Here is a 15,995-nt window from a genome sequence, read left to right as displayed (position 1 = left end):
TAGATAATTTTCTTGTTAGCAAATGCGCATAAACAAACTGCCATTCAGTCGTTTGAATTTGCCCTGCGTCTGCTGACAATCCGGGCATGACGCAAGCACGCATACTCATTGTTCCCGGCTGGCGCAACTCAGGCCCAGGCCATTGGCAAAGCCTGTGGGCGGAACGTTTCGCCGGTGTGGAACGGGTCGACCAGGACGACTGGATCACGCCCTCGCGCAGTGCCTGGGTTGCCTCCATCACCCAGGCCATCCTGGCCCGTCCCGAGCCGGTGGTGGTGGTGGCGCACAGCTTAGGCTGTATCGCTACCACCCATCTGCCCGACGAAGCCGTGCAGCGCATCCAGGGAGCCTTGCTGGTGGCGCCGGCGGACCCCGAGCGCCGGGCCATCCTCAGCGATTTCGCCCCCGTGCCCTATGCCAAGCTGCCCTACCGCAGCGTGCTGGTGGCCAGCAGCAACGACCCGTATTGCCCGGTACGCCTGGCCGGCGCCTATGCGCGCGCCTGGGGCAGCGAGCTGGTGCGCATGCAGGATGCAGGGCACATCAATATCGCCTCGGGCCATGGTGACTGGCCGCTGGGTCTGGCCTTGCTGCAATCCCTGACGGGTGCGCCTTTGCAAACCAAGCTGGAGGAGGCGGCAACTGCGGTTTAATCTGGGGCTGCTTTGCCCTTAGGAAACCCATGTTGCTCGACGCCTCCGAATCCCAGCTGGTGCTGGTCGATTACCAAGCCCGCCTACTCCCCGCCATCCACGACCACGCAGCCGTTGTTGCCAATGCCTTGCGCCTGGCGCAGGCCGCCGACCTGCTGGACGTGCCGGTCTGGGGCACCGAACAAAACCCCTCCAAACTCGGCCAGAACCCTGCCGAACTGCGGGCCCTGTGCCGCAACACCCTGAGCAAAATGCATTTCAGCGCTGTCGAAGAAGGCCTGGGCGAATGGCTGCGGCCGCCGGCCAAGCCGGTGCAGGGCAATGCGCGCAGCCTGCCCAAGCATCTGCAAAAGCCGCAAAATGCCGAACCCGAGCGCGGCACCATCGTCATCGCCGGGCTGGAAGCCCATATCTGCCTGCTGCAGACCGCGCTGGACCTGCTGGAAGACGAGTTCGACGTCTGGGTGGTGACCGATGCCTGCAGCTCGCGCACCGAGCGCAACCGCGATGCCGCCTTCGACCGCCTGGCCGGCGCAGGCGCCGAACTGGTGACTACCGAGATGGTTTTGTTCGAATGGCTGCGCACAGCCGAGCACGCCGACTTCAAAACGGTGCAGGCCTTGGTAAAGTAATGTTTCTCCTGCACCACATAAAAATTTAAATGAAAACAGCTGCTGGCGCATATCTATATTGCGTCAGTAGCTATAAAAATGGGAGCGTATGCCTGTTACTCGCTGGTAACTTGCCTTCGCCCGCCCCATATTGGGTAGATAATCCTGCCCGTACTAGGCCCTTCCTGCCACAGTCGCATCCGCCAATCGGTCCAGCCGTGTCGCGGAAGGTTAATTAAACCCAGCTTTAACCAGCTAATGTTTCCTGCAGGGAAACGGAGGTCAGCGGAATATGAGTGATCCAGTGTCTTCGGTGTACCAAGCCTACCAAGGCAACACCTACCTCTTCGGCGGCAATGCCCCCTATGTTGAAGAGCTCTACGAAAATTACCTGAGCAATCCTGGCAGCGTGCCCGACAACTGGCGCGACTACTTTGACGCGCTCCAGAACGTGCCCGCCGTGGACGGCAGCAATGCCAAAGACGTGCCGCATCTGCCGGTGGTCAATGCATTTGCCGAACGCGCCAAGCAAGGCCAGACCAAGGTGGTCGTCGCCAGCGCCGACTCCGAAATGGGCCGCAAGCGCACCGCGGTGCAGCAGCTGATTGCCGCCTACCGCAACGTCGGCGTACGCTGGGCCGATCTGGACCCGCTGAAGCGCACCGAGCGCGAAAACATCCCTGAACTCGACCCTTCCTTCTACGGCTTCACCGATGCCGACCAGGAAACCGTGTTCAACACCAGCAATACCTTCTTCGGCAAAGACACCATGTCTTTGCGCGACCTGATGAATGCGCTGCGTGAAACCTACTGCGGCACCATCGGCGCCGAGTACATGTACACCAGCGACCAGACCAAGAAGCGCTGGTGGCAGCAAAAGCTGGAAAGCATCCGCAGCAAGCCGAACTTCTCCAAAGAGAAGAAGCTGCACATCCTGGACCGCGTGACCGCAGCCGAAGGCCTGGAGCGCTTCCTGCACACCAAGTTCGTCGGCCAAAAGCGCTTCTCGCTGGAAGGCGGCGAATCCTTCATCGCCTCGATGGACGAGCTGATCCAGGCCGGTGGCGCCAAGGGTCTGCAAGAAATCGTCATCGGCATGGCCCACCGCGGCCGCTTGAACGTGCTGGTGAACTCGCTGGGCAAGGTGCCTGCCGACCTGTTCGCCGAGTTCGACCACACGGCGCCTGAAGACCTGCCATCGGGCGACGTGAAATACCACCAGGGCTTCAGCTCGGATGTGTCCACCCCTGGCGGCCCGGTGCATCTGACGCTGGCCTTCAATCCCTCGCACCTGGAAATCGTGAACCCCGTGGTCGAAGGTTCGGTGCGCTCGCGCATGGACCGCCGCGGCGATCCGCTGGGCAAGCAAGTGCTGCCCGTGCTGGTGCACGGCGACGCGGCCTTTGCCGGCCAAGGCGTGGTGATGGAAACCCTGGCGCTTGCCGAAACCCGTGGCTATTTCACGGGCGGCACGGTGCACATCGTGATCAACAACCAGATCGGCTTCACCACCAGCGACCCGCGCGACAGCCGCTCGACGCTGTACTGCTCGGACGTCGTCAAGATGATCGAAGCGCCGGTGCTGCACGTCAACGGTGACGATCCCGAAGCCGTGGTGCTGGCAACGCAAATCGCGCTGGACTACCGAATGGAGTTCCAACGCGACGTCGTGGTCGACATCATCTGCTTCCGCAAGCTCGGCCACAACGAACAAGACACACCGGCGCTGACCCAGCCGCTGATGTACAAGAAGATCGCCAAGCACCCCGGCACGCGCAAGCTGTACGCCGACAAGCTGTCGGCCCAAGGCTTCGGCGAGACGCTGGGTGACGACATGGTCAAGGCCATGCGCGCCGCGCTCGACGCCGGCAAGAACACCTTCAACCCCGTGCTGACCAACTTCAAGGGCAAGTACGCGGTGGATTGGTCGCCGTACCTGAACCGCAAGTGGACCGACGCCGGCGACACCGCCATTCCCCTGGTGGAATGGAAGCGCCTGGCCGAGAAGATCACCACCATCCCCGCCAGCGTTACCCCTCACCAACTGGTGAAGAAGGTGTATGACGACCGCGCAGCGATGGGCCGTGGCGACATCCCGGTGGACTGGGGCATGGGCGAGCACATGGCGTTTGCCTCGCTGGTGGCCAGCGGCTACCCCGTGCGCCTGAGCGGTGAAGACTGCGGCCGCGGTACCTTTACCCACCGCCATGCGGTGATCCATGACCAGAACCGTGAAAAGTTCGACGAAGGCACCTACACCCCGTTGCAAAACGTGGCGGAAAACCAGGCGCCCTTCACCGTCATCGACTCCATCCTGTCGGAAGAAGCGGTGCTGGCGTTTGAATACGGCTATGCCTCGAACGACCCCAACACCTTCGTGATCTGGGAAGCCCAGTTTGGCGACTTCGCCAACGGCGCCCAGGTGGTGATCGACCAGTTCATCGCCTCCGGCGAAGTCAAGTGGGGCCGCGTCAACGGCATCACCTTGATGCTGCCGCACGGCTACGAAGGCCAAGGCCCCGAGCACAGCTCGGCCCGCCTGGAGCGCTTCATGCAACTGAGCGCTGACACGAACATGCAGGTCGTGCAGCCCACCACCGCCAGCCAGATCTTCCACTTGTTGCGCCGCCAGATGGTGCGCAACCTGCGCAAGCCGCTGATCATCATGACGCCCAAGTCCCTCTTGCGCGCCAAGGATGCGGCATCTCCGCTGAGCGAATTCACCAAGGGCGGTTTCCAGACCGTGATTCCAGAGAGCAAGGAGCTCAAGGCCGACAAGGTCAAGCGCGTCATCGCCTGCTCGGGCAAGGTCTACTACGACCTGGCCAAGAAGCGCGAAGAAAAGGGCGCCGACGACGTGGCGATCCTGCGTGTGGAACAGCTCTATCCGTTCCCGCACAAGGCGTTTGCCACCGAGCTCAAGAAGTACCCCAATGCCACCGAGGTCGTGTGGTGCCAGGACGAGCCGCAGAACCAGGGCGCCTGGTTCTTCGTGCAGCACTACCTGCACGAAAACATGATCGAAGGCCAGAAGCTTGGCTATTCGGGCCGCGCGGCTTCTGCCTCGCCGGCAGCCGGCTATTCGCACCTGCACCAAGACCAGCAAAAGTCGCTGGTGGACGGCGCGTTTGGCAAGCTCAAGGGCTTTGTTCTGTCGAAATAAATAAGCAGTGCCGAGCCGCTGCGCGGGAGCGCGGCGGCCGCACCCCTCGTTGGAAGAATTGGAGAAAACTAAATGGCTATCGTAGAAGTAAAGGTCCCGCAACTGTCCGAGTCCGTCGAAGAAGCGACCATGTTGCAGTGGAAGAAAAAGGTGGGTGACGTAGTTGCGGTGGACGAAATCCTGATCGAGATCGAAACCGATAAAGTGGTGCTGGAAGTGCCCGCACCCTCCGGCGGCGTGATCACCGAACTGCTGGTCGCCGATGGCGGTACCGTCAAAGCCGAGCAACTGATTGCCCGTATCGACACCGAAGCCAAGGCCGGGGCCGCTGCGCCTGTGGCTGGTTCGGTGGCTGCTGCTGCCGCAACCACCGCCGCTGCCGCTGCACCGGCTCCTGCGCCGGCTGCTGCCAGCAGCTCGATGTCCGGCGTGCCTATGCCTGCCGCTGCCAAGCTGATGGCCGACAACGCCCTGGCGGCTGGCTCCGTGGCCGGTACCGGCAAAGACGGCCGTGTCACCAAGGGTGATGTGCTGGCCGCGGTTGCTGCGCCCAAGGTGACGGCTGCCGTCATTCCCACCGGTGTGCCCACCAAGTCCCTGGCCCAAGTCGCCACCATCGCACCTGACCTGGGCGACCGCCCCGAGCAGCGCGTGCCCATGAGCCGCCTGCGTGCCCGCGTGGCCGAGCGTCTGCTGCAATCGCAGTCGACCAACGCCATCCTGACCACGTTCAACGAAATCAACATGGCCCCGGTCATGGAAATGCGCAAGCGCTTCCAGGAAAAGTTCGAAAAAGAACACGGCGTGAAGATCGGCTTCATGAGCTTCTTCGTCAAGGCCGCTGTGCACGCGCTGAAGAAGTTCCCGGTGTTGAACGCTAGCGTGGACGGCAACGACATCGTCTACCACGGCTACTTCGACATCGGTATTGCTGTGGGTTCGCCACGTGGCCTGGTGGTGCCGATTCTGCGCAACGCCGACCAGATGAGCTTTGCCGATATCGAGAAGAAGATTGCCGAATACGGCGTGAAGGCCCGTGACGGCAAGCTGGGCATGGACGACATGACCGGCGGTACCTTCTCCATCTCGAATGGCGGTACCTTCGGCTCCATGCTGTCGACCCCGATCATCAACCCACCACAATCGGCGATTCTGGGCATCCATGCCACCAAGGACCGTGCTGTGGTCGAGAACGGCCAAGTCGTGGTGCGCCCGATGAACTACTTCGCCATGAGCTACGACCACCGCATCATCGACGGCCGCGAAGCCGTGCTGGGCCTGGTCGCCATGAAGGAAGCGCTGGAAGACCCAGCCCGCCTCCTGTTCGACATCTAAGACGGTTTCAAGGGCAGCCCAGGCTGCCCTTGTTCCATGGGTCTTTACGTAATCAGATTGGAAGTTTTCATGAGCAAGAATTTTGACGTGATCGTCATCGGCGGCGGCCCCGGTGGCTATATTGCCGCCATCCGCGCAGCCCAGCTGGGCTTCAACGTGGCCTGTATCGACGAGTGGAAGAACGCCAAGGGCGGCCCGGCCCTGGGCGGCACCTGCACCAACGTAGGCTGCATCCCCTCCAAGGCGCTGCTGCAGTCCAGCGAGCACTTCGACCAGGCCGGCCACCATTTCGCCGACCACGGTATTTCGCTGTCCGGCCTGCAGATGGACGTGGCCAAGATGATCGCCCGCAAGGACATCGTGGTCAAACAGAACAACGACGGCATCCAGTACCTGTTCAAGAAGAACAAGGTCACCTTCTTCCACGGCCGCGGCACGTTTGTCGCAGCCAAGGACGGTGGCTATGAACTGACCGTGGGCGAAGAGTCGCTGGTCGGTAAGCACGTGATCGTGGCCACGGGTTCCAACGCCCGTGCGCTGCCCGGCACGCCGTTTGACGAAGAGCTGGTGCTGTCTAACGACGGCGCACTGCGCGTTGGCGCGGTGCCCAAGAAGTTGGGCCTGATCGGCTCTGGTGTGATTGGCCTGGAAATGGGTTCGGTCTGGCGCCGCCTGGGTTCTGAGGTCACCATCCTGGAAGGTCTGCCGACCTTCCTGGGCGCGGTGGACGAGCAGATCGCCAAGGAAGCCAAGAAGGCTTTCGACAAGCAAGGCCTGAAGATCAACCTGGGTGTGAAGGTTGGCGAGATCAAGACTGGCAAGAAGGGCGTGAGCATTGCCTACACCGACGCCAAGGGCGAAGCCCAGTCGCTGGATGTGGACAAGCTGATCGTTTCGATTGGCCGCGTGCCCAACACCATTGGCCTGGGCGCAGACGCGGTCGGCCTGGCCTTGGACGAGCGCGGTGCGATCGTGGTCGACGGCGACTGCAAAACCAACCTGCCCAATGTCTGGGCGATTGGTGACGTGGTGCGCGGCCCGATGCTGGCGCACAAGGCCGAGGAAGAAGGCGTGGCGGTTGCCGAGCGCATCGCCGGCCAGCACGGCCATGTGAACTTCAACACCGTGCCCTGGGTGATCTACACGAATCCCGAAATCGCCTGGGTTGGCCAGACCGAGCAGCAGCTCAAGGGCGCCGGCCGTGCTTACAAGGCCGGTACCTTCCCGTTCCTGGCGAACGGCCGCGCACGCGCGCTGGGCGACACCACCGGCATGGTGAAGATGCTGGCCGATGCGACCACGGACGAGATCCTGGGCGTGCACATCGTCGGCCCGCAGGCCAGCGAGCTGATCGCTGAGTGCGTGATGGCCATGGAATTCCGCGCCAGCGCGGAAGACATCGCCCGCATCTGCCACGCCCACCCATCGCTGAGCGAGTCCACCAAGGAAGCCGCTCTGGCCGTGGACAAGCGCACTCTGAATTTCTAAAAGAAATTTATAAAAAATAGGCTGCTAGCGCAGGCACTACCTGCGCTAGCCGCTATTTAATTTGTAGCATCTGGAGTTTTTTCCTTTGAGCGTCAAACAAGCCTACGAGGCCGAGCTGGCCCAGCGCGGCTTTACCGCCGACCCGGCGCAGCTGCGTGCCGTCGATGCGCTGGAGCGCTGTGCGTCTGAATGGGCGGTGTTCAAAGAAAAGCGTTCCAACGCCTTCAAGAAACTCATCAACCGGCCGGAGATTCCCCGCGGCGTCTACATGTACGGCGGGGTGGGGCGCGGCAAGAGTTTTCTGATGGACTGCTTCTTCAACGCCGTGCCTTTGAAGCGCAAGGTGCGGCTGCACTTCCATGAGTTCATGCGCGAAGTGCACCGCGAGCTGGCCGATCTGCAGGGCACGGTGAACCCGCTGGACGAGCTGGGCCTGCGTATCTCCAAGCGCTACCGCCTGATCTGCTTCGATGAATTCCACGTGGCCGACATTACCGACGCCATGATCCTGCACCGGCTGCTGGATGCGCTGTTTGCCAACGGTGTGGGCTTTGTCACCACCTCCAACTTCAAGCCCGACGACCTGTACCCGAACGGCCTGCACCGCGACCGCATCCTGCCGGCGATTGCGCTGCTGAACCAGAAGCTGGAAGTGCTGAGCGTGGACAACGGCACTGACTACCGGCGCCGCACGCTGGAGCAGGTCAAGATTTACCACACTCCACTGGGCCCGCAGGCCGACCAGGAGATGACCGAGGCCTTCAATCGCCTGGCCGAAACCCAGGACGAAGACCCGGTGCTGCACATCGAGGCCCGCGAGATCCGTTCCCGGCGCAAGGCGGGTGGAGTGGTGTGGTTCGACTTCAAGGCGCTGTGTGGTGGGCCGCGCTCGCAAAACGACTACCTGGAGATCGCCACCCAGTTCCACACCGTGCTGCTCAGCGATGTGCCGGCGATGTCGATACGGCTGGCCTCCGAGGCGCGGCGTTTTACTTGGCTGGTGGATGTGCTGTACGACCGCCGCGTCAAGCTCATCATGTCGGCCGCTGTGCAGCCTGAAGAGTTATATACCGAGGGCCCGATGGCGCATGAGTTCCCGCGCACGGTTTCGCGCCTGAACGAAATGCAATCGGCCGAGTTTTTAGCGCTGGAGCGGCGCGTTGTGGATACCCACCTGACATGAACAAGCATTTGATCGCCCTGTGTTGCCTGCTGGCCGTGTTCGGCAGCGCCGCCGTGCAGGCGCAAACCGAAGACGGCGGCCTGGCCGTGCAGGCCGAGCAGCAGCGCATTGCCACCGAGCGCCAGCAGATCGAGCAACGCTTCAACCAGGAAGAATCGGCCTGCTTCCAAAAGTTTGCTGTGAACGACTGCCGCAACGAAAGCCGCGCGCGGCGCCGGGCCGAGTTGGCCGATCTGCGGCGCCAGGAAATCCTGCTCAACGACGCGGAGCGCAAGCGCAAGGGCGCTCTGCAGCTGCAGCGCATGGAGCAAAGCCAGGCCCACGACAGCCCCGCACCTGCGGCCAGTGCCGCCAGCTCCGAGCCAAAGCCCGCCGTGCGCGTACGCACCCCGGCGGCGCCACGCCAGCCGCACGACCCGGCCCAGGCTGCCCGCGCCCAGGCCGAGCGCAAGGCCACGCTGGAGAAAAAGAGCCGCGCCAACCAACAAGAACAGGCTGCGCGCGCCACCCGTGAGGCTACCGCCCCGGATGAGCGCGCCCGCTACGATAAAAAGCTGGAGGAGGCGGCTGCCCACAAGGAGCAGACCCGCCAACGCAATGCCACCGGTAAGGCCAAGGCGGCACCGCTGCCAGAGCCCAAGCCCTAGGCCCAAGCCTTCTAGGAAGCCTCAAAGCCCAGAGCGATCAGGGCAGTCTTTCCATCCGCACCGTGGGTTCGGTCATCACCCGCACAGTGTCGTCCAGCGTGCCGAGCAAGTGGTTGGCAAAGTAGCTGTTCTGCGTGTCCGGCTCCAGCGCGGCCAGTACCAGGTTGCCCAGTGGCTGGCCCAGCGGCACGTAGAAGCTGCCGGCCGAAATATCCACCAGGCTGCGCGTCAGCGCCACTTCGGTCTTGATGATCGGAGCCGCATCGCTGATGCCGCCGCGCACGTCTTGCCGGGTGCCCGAGGAACGCGCCGTTTCCTTGTACAGGTCGCCCAGCAGCGAACCGGGCTCGGCTATCCGCAACACCTGTACGCCCAGCAGCTGCAGCCGCTCGACCGCGCTGGTGGAGGTGGCTGACAGCCAGTAGCCGCAGGGCCGCGGGCGGCTGGTCTGGGTTTGCAGCTCCAGCGCCGAATTCCAGTCCACGGTGAGCTGCTTGTCGTTGCCAGTGGCCGGGTCGAGCATGGTTAGTTCGTACTGCACCTTGGTTGGACCAGCGGCTATGGTGGCCTTGCCGCGGCAGGCCAGGCTGCTGGTTTCGCGGTCGATAAACGAGCGCAACTGGCCCAGCTGTTCGGCGCGGGTGGCGGTGCTTTGCAGCATGCTGACCATGGCGGTGACCTGGGTGTGGACCCGGCGCTGCAGGTGCATGCGGCCTATGCCTACGCCCCGGGTTTCTATCAGCATGCTGACCGCGTTCTTCAGGCCATTCACATTGCGCCCGGTGTCGGGCTGGGTGCCGCCCATGGAGATTTGCAGATCGTCCAGCGCAGTGGAGGTGGTGTAGTACCACTCGCTGCTCAGCTTCTGGGTCTTGAGCGCAGCAATCAGCGGGCGCCGGAACCACTCTTCGGAGGCGCGGGTCAGGAACTCCGGCATATTGGCTGTCATCGCGTATTGCAGCAGGGCGTCGTACTTCTGTACCGCGCCATACTTTTGCAGATAGCGGCCCACCACGGTGTACTCGTGGGCGTCCAGCACCACCGTGGGCTGGTAGTCGCGTGCCAGTTGGGCCAGGGCGCGGGCCTCGGGGGTTTGCAACAGCAGGTGGTCGCGGTTCATGTCGATGCCGTTGGCGGTGGCGCGCTGGTCGGCGGCCGCACCGTCAGGGTTGGCGCGCGGCACCACCAGCACGTTGACCTTGTCCAGCAGCGGCTCCAGCAGGCCCTGGGCCAGTTCGCGGGCCACTACCAGCAGGGCCTCGCTGCCCGCCGGCTCGTTGCCGTGCTGCTGGCCGACCAGCAACACCGTGGGTCGGCCCGTGGCCAGCACGCTGGGCGCATCCGGGCTGGTGGCGCGGGTCAGCAGCAGCGCCTCCAGCGGCGTACCTTGCTGCGAGTGGCCGATGGACAGCACGCTGACCTTGGCACCGGCGCTGGGGTTGGCTGCCAGGTTGCGCAGCCAGGTAGAGATTTCGGCGTTCGAGCTGTAACTGGTGCGCCCGGCTTGCAGGCCGGGCGTGCTGTAGGCGATGGCCGGGTCGGGGAAGCGTGCCGCCACCGCCGCGCTGTAGGGGGCGGCGCTGTCCGCATCCTGCGGGGTGATGCTGGCCTGCGGCACGGCTTGCGCCACGGCCGCCGGTGCTTCCACCTTGGGCGCGGGCGCAACGACTGCGGGTTTGGGCGCCGGCGCGTTGGTGACCGGGGCTCGCCAGGGCGGCAGCGGGGTAGAGCTGCAAGCCGTCAGCAGCAGGATGGCCGCGGCCACGCTGGTCCAGCTGGGTAGCGATGGGGCGGAGCGCATGCGTGCAGGACGGGTCTGGGAGTGCGTGGTGTGCGGCATAGCGGTCGTGCTCATCCGTTGGGGTAGGAGTCGGCATGTTACCCGCGCCCACCGGCTTGTAGGTGAACACGGTGGCTGCAGCCGGGCTGGGATAATCCTGGGATGACCCCGACATTAACCACCAACCCCTGGACGCTGTCTGTGGCGCCGATGATGGACTGGACCGATGCGCATTGCCGCTATTTCCACCGCCTGCTGTCCCGTTATGCCTTGCTTTACACCGAGATGGTGACTACCGGCGCTTTGCTGCATGGCGACGTGCCGCGGCATTTGCGCTTCAACACCGAGGAGCACCCGGTGGCCCTGCAGCTGGGCGGCAGCGAGCCGGCCGATCTGGCGCGCTGCGCCAAACTGGGCGAGGAATGGGGCTACGACGAGATCAATATCAACTGCGGCTGCCCGAGCGAACGCGTGCAGCGCGGCGCATTTGGCGCCTGCCTGATGAACGAAGCGACGCTGGTGGCCGACTGCGTGAAGGCCATGGTCGACGCGGTGGACGTGCCGGTCACCGTCAAGCACCGTATCGGTGTGGACAAGACCGAGAGCTATGCGTTTGTGCGCGACTTTGTGGGCACGGTGGCCGAAGCCGGCTGCAGTACCTTCATCGTGCATGCGCGCAATGCCTGGTTGAAAGGCCTGAGCCCGAAAGAAAATCGCGAGATCCCGCCGCTGCGCTACGAGCTGGTGCACCAGCTGAAACAGGACTTCCCGGCGCTGACCATCGCCATCAACGGCGGCATCACCACCCACGAGCAGGTGGCGCAGCAGTTGGTGCATGTGGACGGTGTGATGGTCGGGCGCGAGGCCTACCACAACCCCTGGACCATGGCGGGCTGGGACCAGGCCTTCTTCGGCGCCGCGCCCAGTGAGGCCACGCGCGAAAGCATAGAAGAGCAGATGGTTGTTTACATGGAGCGCATGGCGGCCGAGCAGGGCACGGGCTGGTACGGCATTGCGCGCCACATGCTGGGCCTGCGCCACGGCCTGCCCGGCGCGCGCCGCTGGCGCCAGGTGTGGAGCGACCACCGCCTCAAGACCACGCCACCGCGCGAGGTGATGGCGCTGGCACACACCCGCTACGGGTTTGACGAAGCGAAGAGCGCCTGAAGCCAGTCGGCAAACAGCCGCACCCGCGCTGACAGCTGGCGGCTTTGCGGATACAGCACCGATACCGGCATGGCCGGCGGCGGCAGCCCGGGCAATACGATGTGCAGGCTGCCGTCGTCCAGCTGGCTCTGCACGCGGTAGCGCGGCACCTGCACCAGGCCGAGTCCGGCCATCGCTGACGCCGTGTACACGTCCGCGCCGGTTACCGATACGCTGCCCGGCAGGTTCAAGGTCTGCAGCTTGCCGTCGACCATGAACTCCAGCGGCAGCGCGCGGCCGGTGGCGGTGGACAGGTAGTTCACCGCCCGGTGCCGGGCCAGCGATTTCAGACCGGTCGGCACGCCGAACTGCGCCAGGTAGGCCGGGCTGGCGCAGGTGATCTGCTCCAGATTGGCCACGCGCCGGCCGACCATGGATGAATCTTGCAGTGTGCCAGCGCGCAGCACGCAGTCCACACCTTCGCGCACCAGGTCCACCAGCCGGTCGCCTTCGCCGATGTGCAGCTCTATGCCCGGGTAGCGCTGCAGAAAAGCCGGCAAGGCGGGGATGACGAAGTTGCGCGCCAGCGTGCCCTGCAGATTCACCCGCAGCAAACCCTTGGGTGTCGTGTTGCGGAAGGATTCCTCGGCTTCCTCCATGTCGGCCAGCAGGCGCAGGCAGCGCTGGTAGTAGGCATCGCCATCCAGCGTCGGGCTGACCTGGCGCGTGGTGCGCTCCAGCAGGCGGGTGCCCAGCCGGGTTTCCAGCCGCTGGATCGCGTTGGTCACCGTGGCGCGCGGCAGCTGCAGGTCGTCGGCCGCCTGGGTGAAGCTGCGCCGCTCGACGATGCGCACAAACACCCGCATTTCTTCCAGTCTGTCCATGGATTCTTTGATTGTTGGTGTTTATCGAATAGTGATCGCAATTTTAGGGTAATTATCTTTGTAATGCAGGGGTTCATGATCCAGCCATCCCATCTATTAACCCAAGGACATTCCATGAACACCACCGCAAACACCACCCAAAAAGTCGCCATCGTCACCGGCGCATCGCGCGGCATCGGCGCCGCCATCGCCCAGCGCCTGGCCGAAGACGGCTTTGCCATTACCGTCAACTACGCGAGCAGCGCCGCCGAGGCCGATGCGCTGGTCGCGTCGCTACAAGCCCAGGGCCACCGGGCGGTGGCGATCCAGGCCAACGTGGCCCACTCGGCCGAAGTGCGCGCCCTGTTCGACGCCACCGAGCAGGCCCTGGGCAAGGTCGACGTGCTGGTGAACAACGCCGGCATCCTGAAGGCCATGCCGCTGGCCGATACCAGCGACGAGCTGTTCGACCAGACCCTGGCCATCAACACCCGCGGCACCTTCAACACCTTGCGCGAAGCCGCCCGGCGCATGAACGACGGCGGCCGCATCGTCAATTTTTCCAGCACCACCCTGGCGCTGAACCTGCCAGGCTACGCCGTCTACAACGCCAGCAAGGCGGCAGTGGAGGCCATGACCCCTGTGTTTGCCAAAGAGCTGCGTGGCCGCAACATCACAGTGAATACGGTGGCGCCCGGCCCGGTGGCGACCGAGCTGTTCCTGAACGGCAAGACCCCTGAGCAGATCCAGGCTTTCTCCAAGATGCCGCCGCTGGAACGCCTGGGCCAGCCCGACGATATCGCCCAGGTGGTGTCCTTCCTGGCCGGGCCACAGGCCGCCTGGGTCAACGGCCAGGTGCTGCGCGCCAACGGCGGCCTGGCCTGATGTCCCGTGTGCAATTGCCAAACAGCGGGTGCTACTTTTTGTATAGCTATTGCCGCAGGTAGAAAAAGCGCTGGAGGTCGTTTTGTCTATAAGTCTGGATGGAACGGAGGCTGCGTCTTAAGCGGGACGTAATCTACGGCTTGCACAATTTACAGCGGGTGTGTGTAGGCATACGCCTACCATCCATCCACTCCACAGGTACATGCTCCATGTCGTTCAAAACCTTCATATCAGCCCCGTTGGGAGCCTTGTGATGCAGTGGCGCAATAACACCCAGCGCTACGGCGCACTGTCCATCGCACTGCACTGGGGCATGCTGCTGCTATTGGCCGCTGTCTACGCCTGCATGGAGCTGAAGGGCATCTTCCCCCGGGGCAGCGATGCCCGGGAGGCGATGAAGACCTGGCATTTCATGCTCGGCCTGTCGGTGCTGGCGCTGGTGCTGCTGCGCCTGGCGCTGTTCATATCAAGCCCGGTGCCGCGCATCGTGCCCGAGCCACCCCGGTTGCAGACGTGGGTTGCCATGCTGATGAAAATTGCGCTGTATGCCTTCATGCTGCTCACCCCGCTGGCGGGCTGGCTGGTTCTGAGTGCCAAGGGCAGCGCCATTCCGTTCTTTGGCCTGCAGCTTCCGGCGCTGATGGCCGAGAATGCAGACGCCGCCGACTGGATCAAGGAGATCCACGAGACCGTGGCAACCGCCGGCTACTTCCTCATCGGCGCCCACGCGCTGGCGGCGCTGTACCACCACTACCTGGTGCGCGACAACACGTTGCAGCGGATACTCCCCCAACGTTAACCTTCCCCTTATTTTTCAGAGAAAAGTTTTCGATGCGGCATATCGAGCGACACAGAACACAACACATAGGCTGGATGCGCGCCTCGGTACTTGGCGCCAACGACGGCATCGTCTCCACCGCCAGCCTGATCGTCGGCATTGCCGCGGCCCAGGCCAGCCATGGCAGCATTCTGGTGACCGGCGTGGCCGGGCTGGTGGCTGGTGCCATGTCGATGGCGGCGGGGGAATATGTGTCGGTGCATTCCCAGGCCGATACCGAAGAGGCCGACCTGGCGCGCGAACGTGCCGAGCTGGTTGCCGACCCGGCCGCCGAGCACCGCGAGCTGACCGCCATCTACGTGGGCCGCGGCCTGTCGTACCAATTGGCGTCGCAGGTGGCCGAGCAGTTGGCGGCGCACGACGCCATCGGCGCCCATGCGCGCGACGAGCTGGGCATCTCCGAAGTGGTCAGCGCGCGGCCTATCCAGGCGGCCCTGGCATCGGCGGGCAGCTTTGCGCTGGGCGCGGTGCTGCCGCTGGCGGTAGCTGCGCTGGCGCCCGAAAAGGATTTGATTCTGTGGATCGCCCTGACATCGCTGCTGTTCCTGGCCTGCCTGGGCGGTGTGGCCGCGCGGGTCGGCGGCGCCAGCCCGTTGCTGGGCGCCTGGCGGGTGACTTTCTGGGGTGCGCTGGCCATGGCGGTGACGGCCGGCGTGGGCAGCATCTTCGGCGCTGTTTTATAAAATTAGTAGCAGCTTGCGCAGTCTGTATCTGCGCTAGCGGCCTAAATCATCTGTAAACAGGGATCAGGCCGCGGCTTCCAGCCCGTTGCTGAAGTGTTCGCGCATGCGCTGCACGGCGGCAGGCGCGTCTTGCGCGGCCAGTGCGGCCATCAGCGCCCGGTGCTCCTGCAGCGACTCCTGGATGCGGCCGGCTTTCAGCAGCGAGTTGTGCCGGTTCAGCTTCATCACCTTGCGCAGATCGGCCACCATCTGGTCGCGCCAGCGGTTGTTGGCAATCGCCAGCAGGCGCATGTGGAACTGCTCGTTGATGGCAAAGAACTGCTCGCGGTTGCCGGCCGCGGCTTCCAGCGCATCGTGCAAGGCCTGCAGCTCGGCGCGCTGCTCGGGCGTGGCGCGGGCGGCCACCACGCCGGCGGCATCGGATTCGAGCAAGGCCAGCAGGTGGTAGACGTCGGCCAGGTCGGTTTCTGACACCTCGGTCACATAGGCGCCACGCCGCACCTTCATGGTCACCAGGCCTTCGGTGGCCAACACCTTCAGCGCCTCGCGCAGGGGGGTGCGGCTGATGCCGTATTCCTCGGCCAGCTTCAGCTCGTCGATCCAGCTGCCGGGCTCCAGCGTGCGCGCAAAAATACGCTGGCGCAGCAGCTCGGCCACTTCTTCGTAGAGCGCGCGCGGGGTGAGGGTGGTGACAGCCATGGGGCGGATTCTACGCCAGAA

14 protein-coding genes are annotated in these 15,995 nt (G+C 63.9%); 11 read left to right on the top strand and 3 right to left on the bottom strand.

What is annotated here, in order from left to right; translation table 11 throughout:
• Positions 1-86: 86 nt before the first annotated feature.
• The 7 genes from BLT66_RS03605 (at position 87) to BLT66_RS03575 (ending at position 9,080) form a co-directional block, all read left to right on the top strand.
• On the top strand, positions 87-653 hold the full coding sequence (locus BLT66_RS03605; protein WP_092755797.1) for an RBBP9/YdeN family alpha/beta hydrolase: 567 nt from the start codon (positions 87-89) through the stop codon (positions 651-653).
• A gap of 29 nt (positions 654-682) precedes the next feature.
• On the top strand, positions 683-1,285 hold the full coding sequence (locus BLT66_RS03600; RefSeq protein ID WP_092755795.1) for an isochorismatase family protein: 603 nt from the start codon (positions 683-685) through the stop codon (positions 1,283-1,285).
• A 271-nt stretch (positions 1,286-1,556) separates the two neighbouring features.
• A complete protein-coding gene (locus BLT66_RS03595) occupies positions 1,557-4,427 on the top strand; it encodes a 2-oxoglutarate dehydrogenase E1 component (RefSeq protein WP_092755793.1) in 2,871 nt (956 codons plus the stop codon).
• A gap of 72 nt (positions 4,428-4,499) precedes the next feature.
• Positions 4,500-5,762 (top strand): 2-oxoglutarate dehydrogenase complex dihydrolipoyllysine-residue succinyltransferase, encoded by a 1,263-nt coding sequence (gene odhB / locus BLT66_RS03590; protein WP_092755791.1) that lies wholly within the window; start codon positions 4,500-4,502, stop codon positions 5,760-5,762.
• A 69-nt stretch (positions 5,763-5,831) separates the two neighbouring features.
• Positions 5,832-7,250: a dihydrolipoyl dehydrogenase gene (gene lpdA, locus BLT66_RS03585; RefSeq protein ID WP_092755789.1), complete on the top strand. Its 1,419-nt coding sequence runs from the start codon at positions 5,832-5,834 to the stop codon at positions 7,248-7,250.
• 85 nt (positions 7,251-7,335) lie between these two features.
• Complete coding sequence (gene zapE, locus BLT66_RS03580) at positions 7,336-8,433, top strand: cell division protein ZapE (protein ID WP_092755787.1); 1,098 nt, start codon at positions 7,336-7,338, stop codon at positions 8,431-8,433.
• A complete protein-coding gene (locus tag BLT66_RS03575; RefSeq protein WP_092755785.1) occupies positions 8,430-9,080 on the top strand; it encodes a hypothetical protein in 651 nt (216 codons plus the stop codon). Before zapE ends, BLT66_RS03575 begins: the two co-directional genes overlap by 4 nt.
• Before the next feature lie 37 nt (positions 9,081-9,117).
• Here the strand turns inward: BLT66_RS03575 and BLT66_RS03570 are convergent, their stop codons facing one another.
• A complete protein-coding gene (locus tag BLT66_RS03570) occupies positions 9,118-10,881 on the bottom strand; it encodes a M14 family metallopeptidase (RefSeq protein ID WP_255406747.1) in 1,764 nt (587 codons plus the stop codon).
• 141 nt (positions 10,882-11,022) lie between these two features.
• Between BLT66_RS03570 and dusA the strand changes: the two genes are divergently transcribed.
• Positions 11,023-12,027, top strand: a complete 1,005-nt coding sequence (gene dusA, locus BLT66_RS03565) for a tRNA dihydrouridine(20/20a) synthase DusA (protein ID WP_092755783.1) — start codon at positions 11,023-11,025, stop codon at positions 12,025-12,027.
• Here dusA and BLT66_RS03560 read toward each other — a convergent pair.
• Positions 11,997-12,890 carry a LysR family transcriptional regulator gene (locus tag BLT66_RS03560; protein WP_092755782.1) on the bottom strand — a complete coding sequence of 298 codons (894 nt, stop codon included), beginning with the start codon at positions 12,888-12,890 and terminating at the stop codon, positions 11,997-11,999. The two genes, dusA and BLT66_RS03560, sit on opposite strands and share 31 nt — an antisense overlap.
• A gap of 114 nt (positions 12,891-13,004) precedes the next feature.
• Here BLT66_RS03560 and BLT66_RS03555 point away from each other — a divergent pair, with 114 nt between their 5' ends.
• The 3 genes from BLT66_RS03555 (at position 13,005) to BLT66_RS03545 (ending at position 15,275) form a co-directional block, all read left to right on the top strand.
• Complete coding sequence (locus BLT66_RS03555; RefSeq protein WP_092755780.1) at positions 13,005-13,754, top strand: SDR family oxidoreductase; 750 nt, start codon at positions 13,005-13,007, stop codon at positions 13,752-13,754.
• 253 nt (positions 13,755-14,007) lie between these two features.
• The gene (locus BLT66_RS03550; protein ID WP_092755778.1) at positions 14,008-14,553 is read left to right on the top strand and encodes a cytochrome b; all 546 of its coding nucleotides are present in this window, start codon (positions 14,008-14,010) and stop codon (positions 14,551-14,553) included.
• A gap of 32 nt (positions 14,554-14,585) precedes the next feature.
• Complete coding sequence (locus tag BLT66_RS03545; RefSeq protein ID WP_092755776.1) at positions 14,586-15,275, top strand: VIT1/CCC1 transporter family protein; 690 nt, start codon at positions 14,586-14,588, stop codon at positions 15,273-15,275.
• 63 nt (positions 15,276-15,338) lie between these two features.
• Here the strand turns inward: BLT66_RS03545 and BLT66_RS03540 are convergent, their stop codons facing one another.
• Positions 15,339-15,974 (bottom strand): GntR family transcriptional regulator, encoded by a 636-nt coding sequence (locus BLT66_RS03540; RefSeq protein ID WP_092755774.1) that lies wholly within the window; start codon positions 15,972-15,974, stop codon positions 15,339-15,341.
• Positions 15,975-15,995: the final 21 nt, after the last annotated feature.

The organism is Rhodoferax sp. OV413 (genome assembly GCF_900104385.1).
Taxonomy (GTDB): Bacteria; Pseudomonadota; Gammaproteobacteria; order Burkholderiales; family Burkholderiaceae_C; genus Rhodoferax_B.
This window is presented reverse-complemented; position numbering and strand designations above follow the sequence as displayed.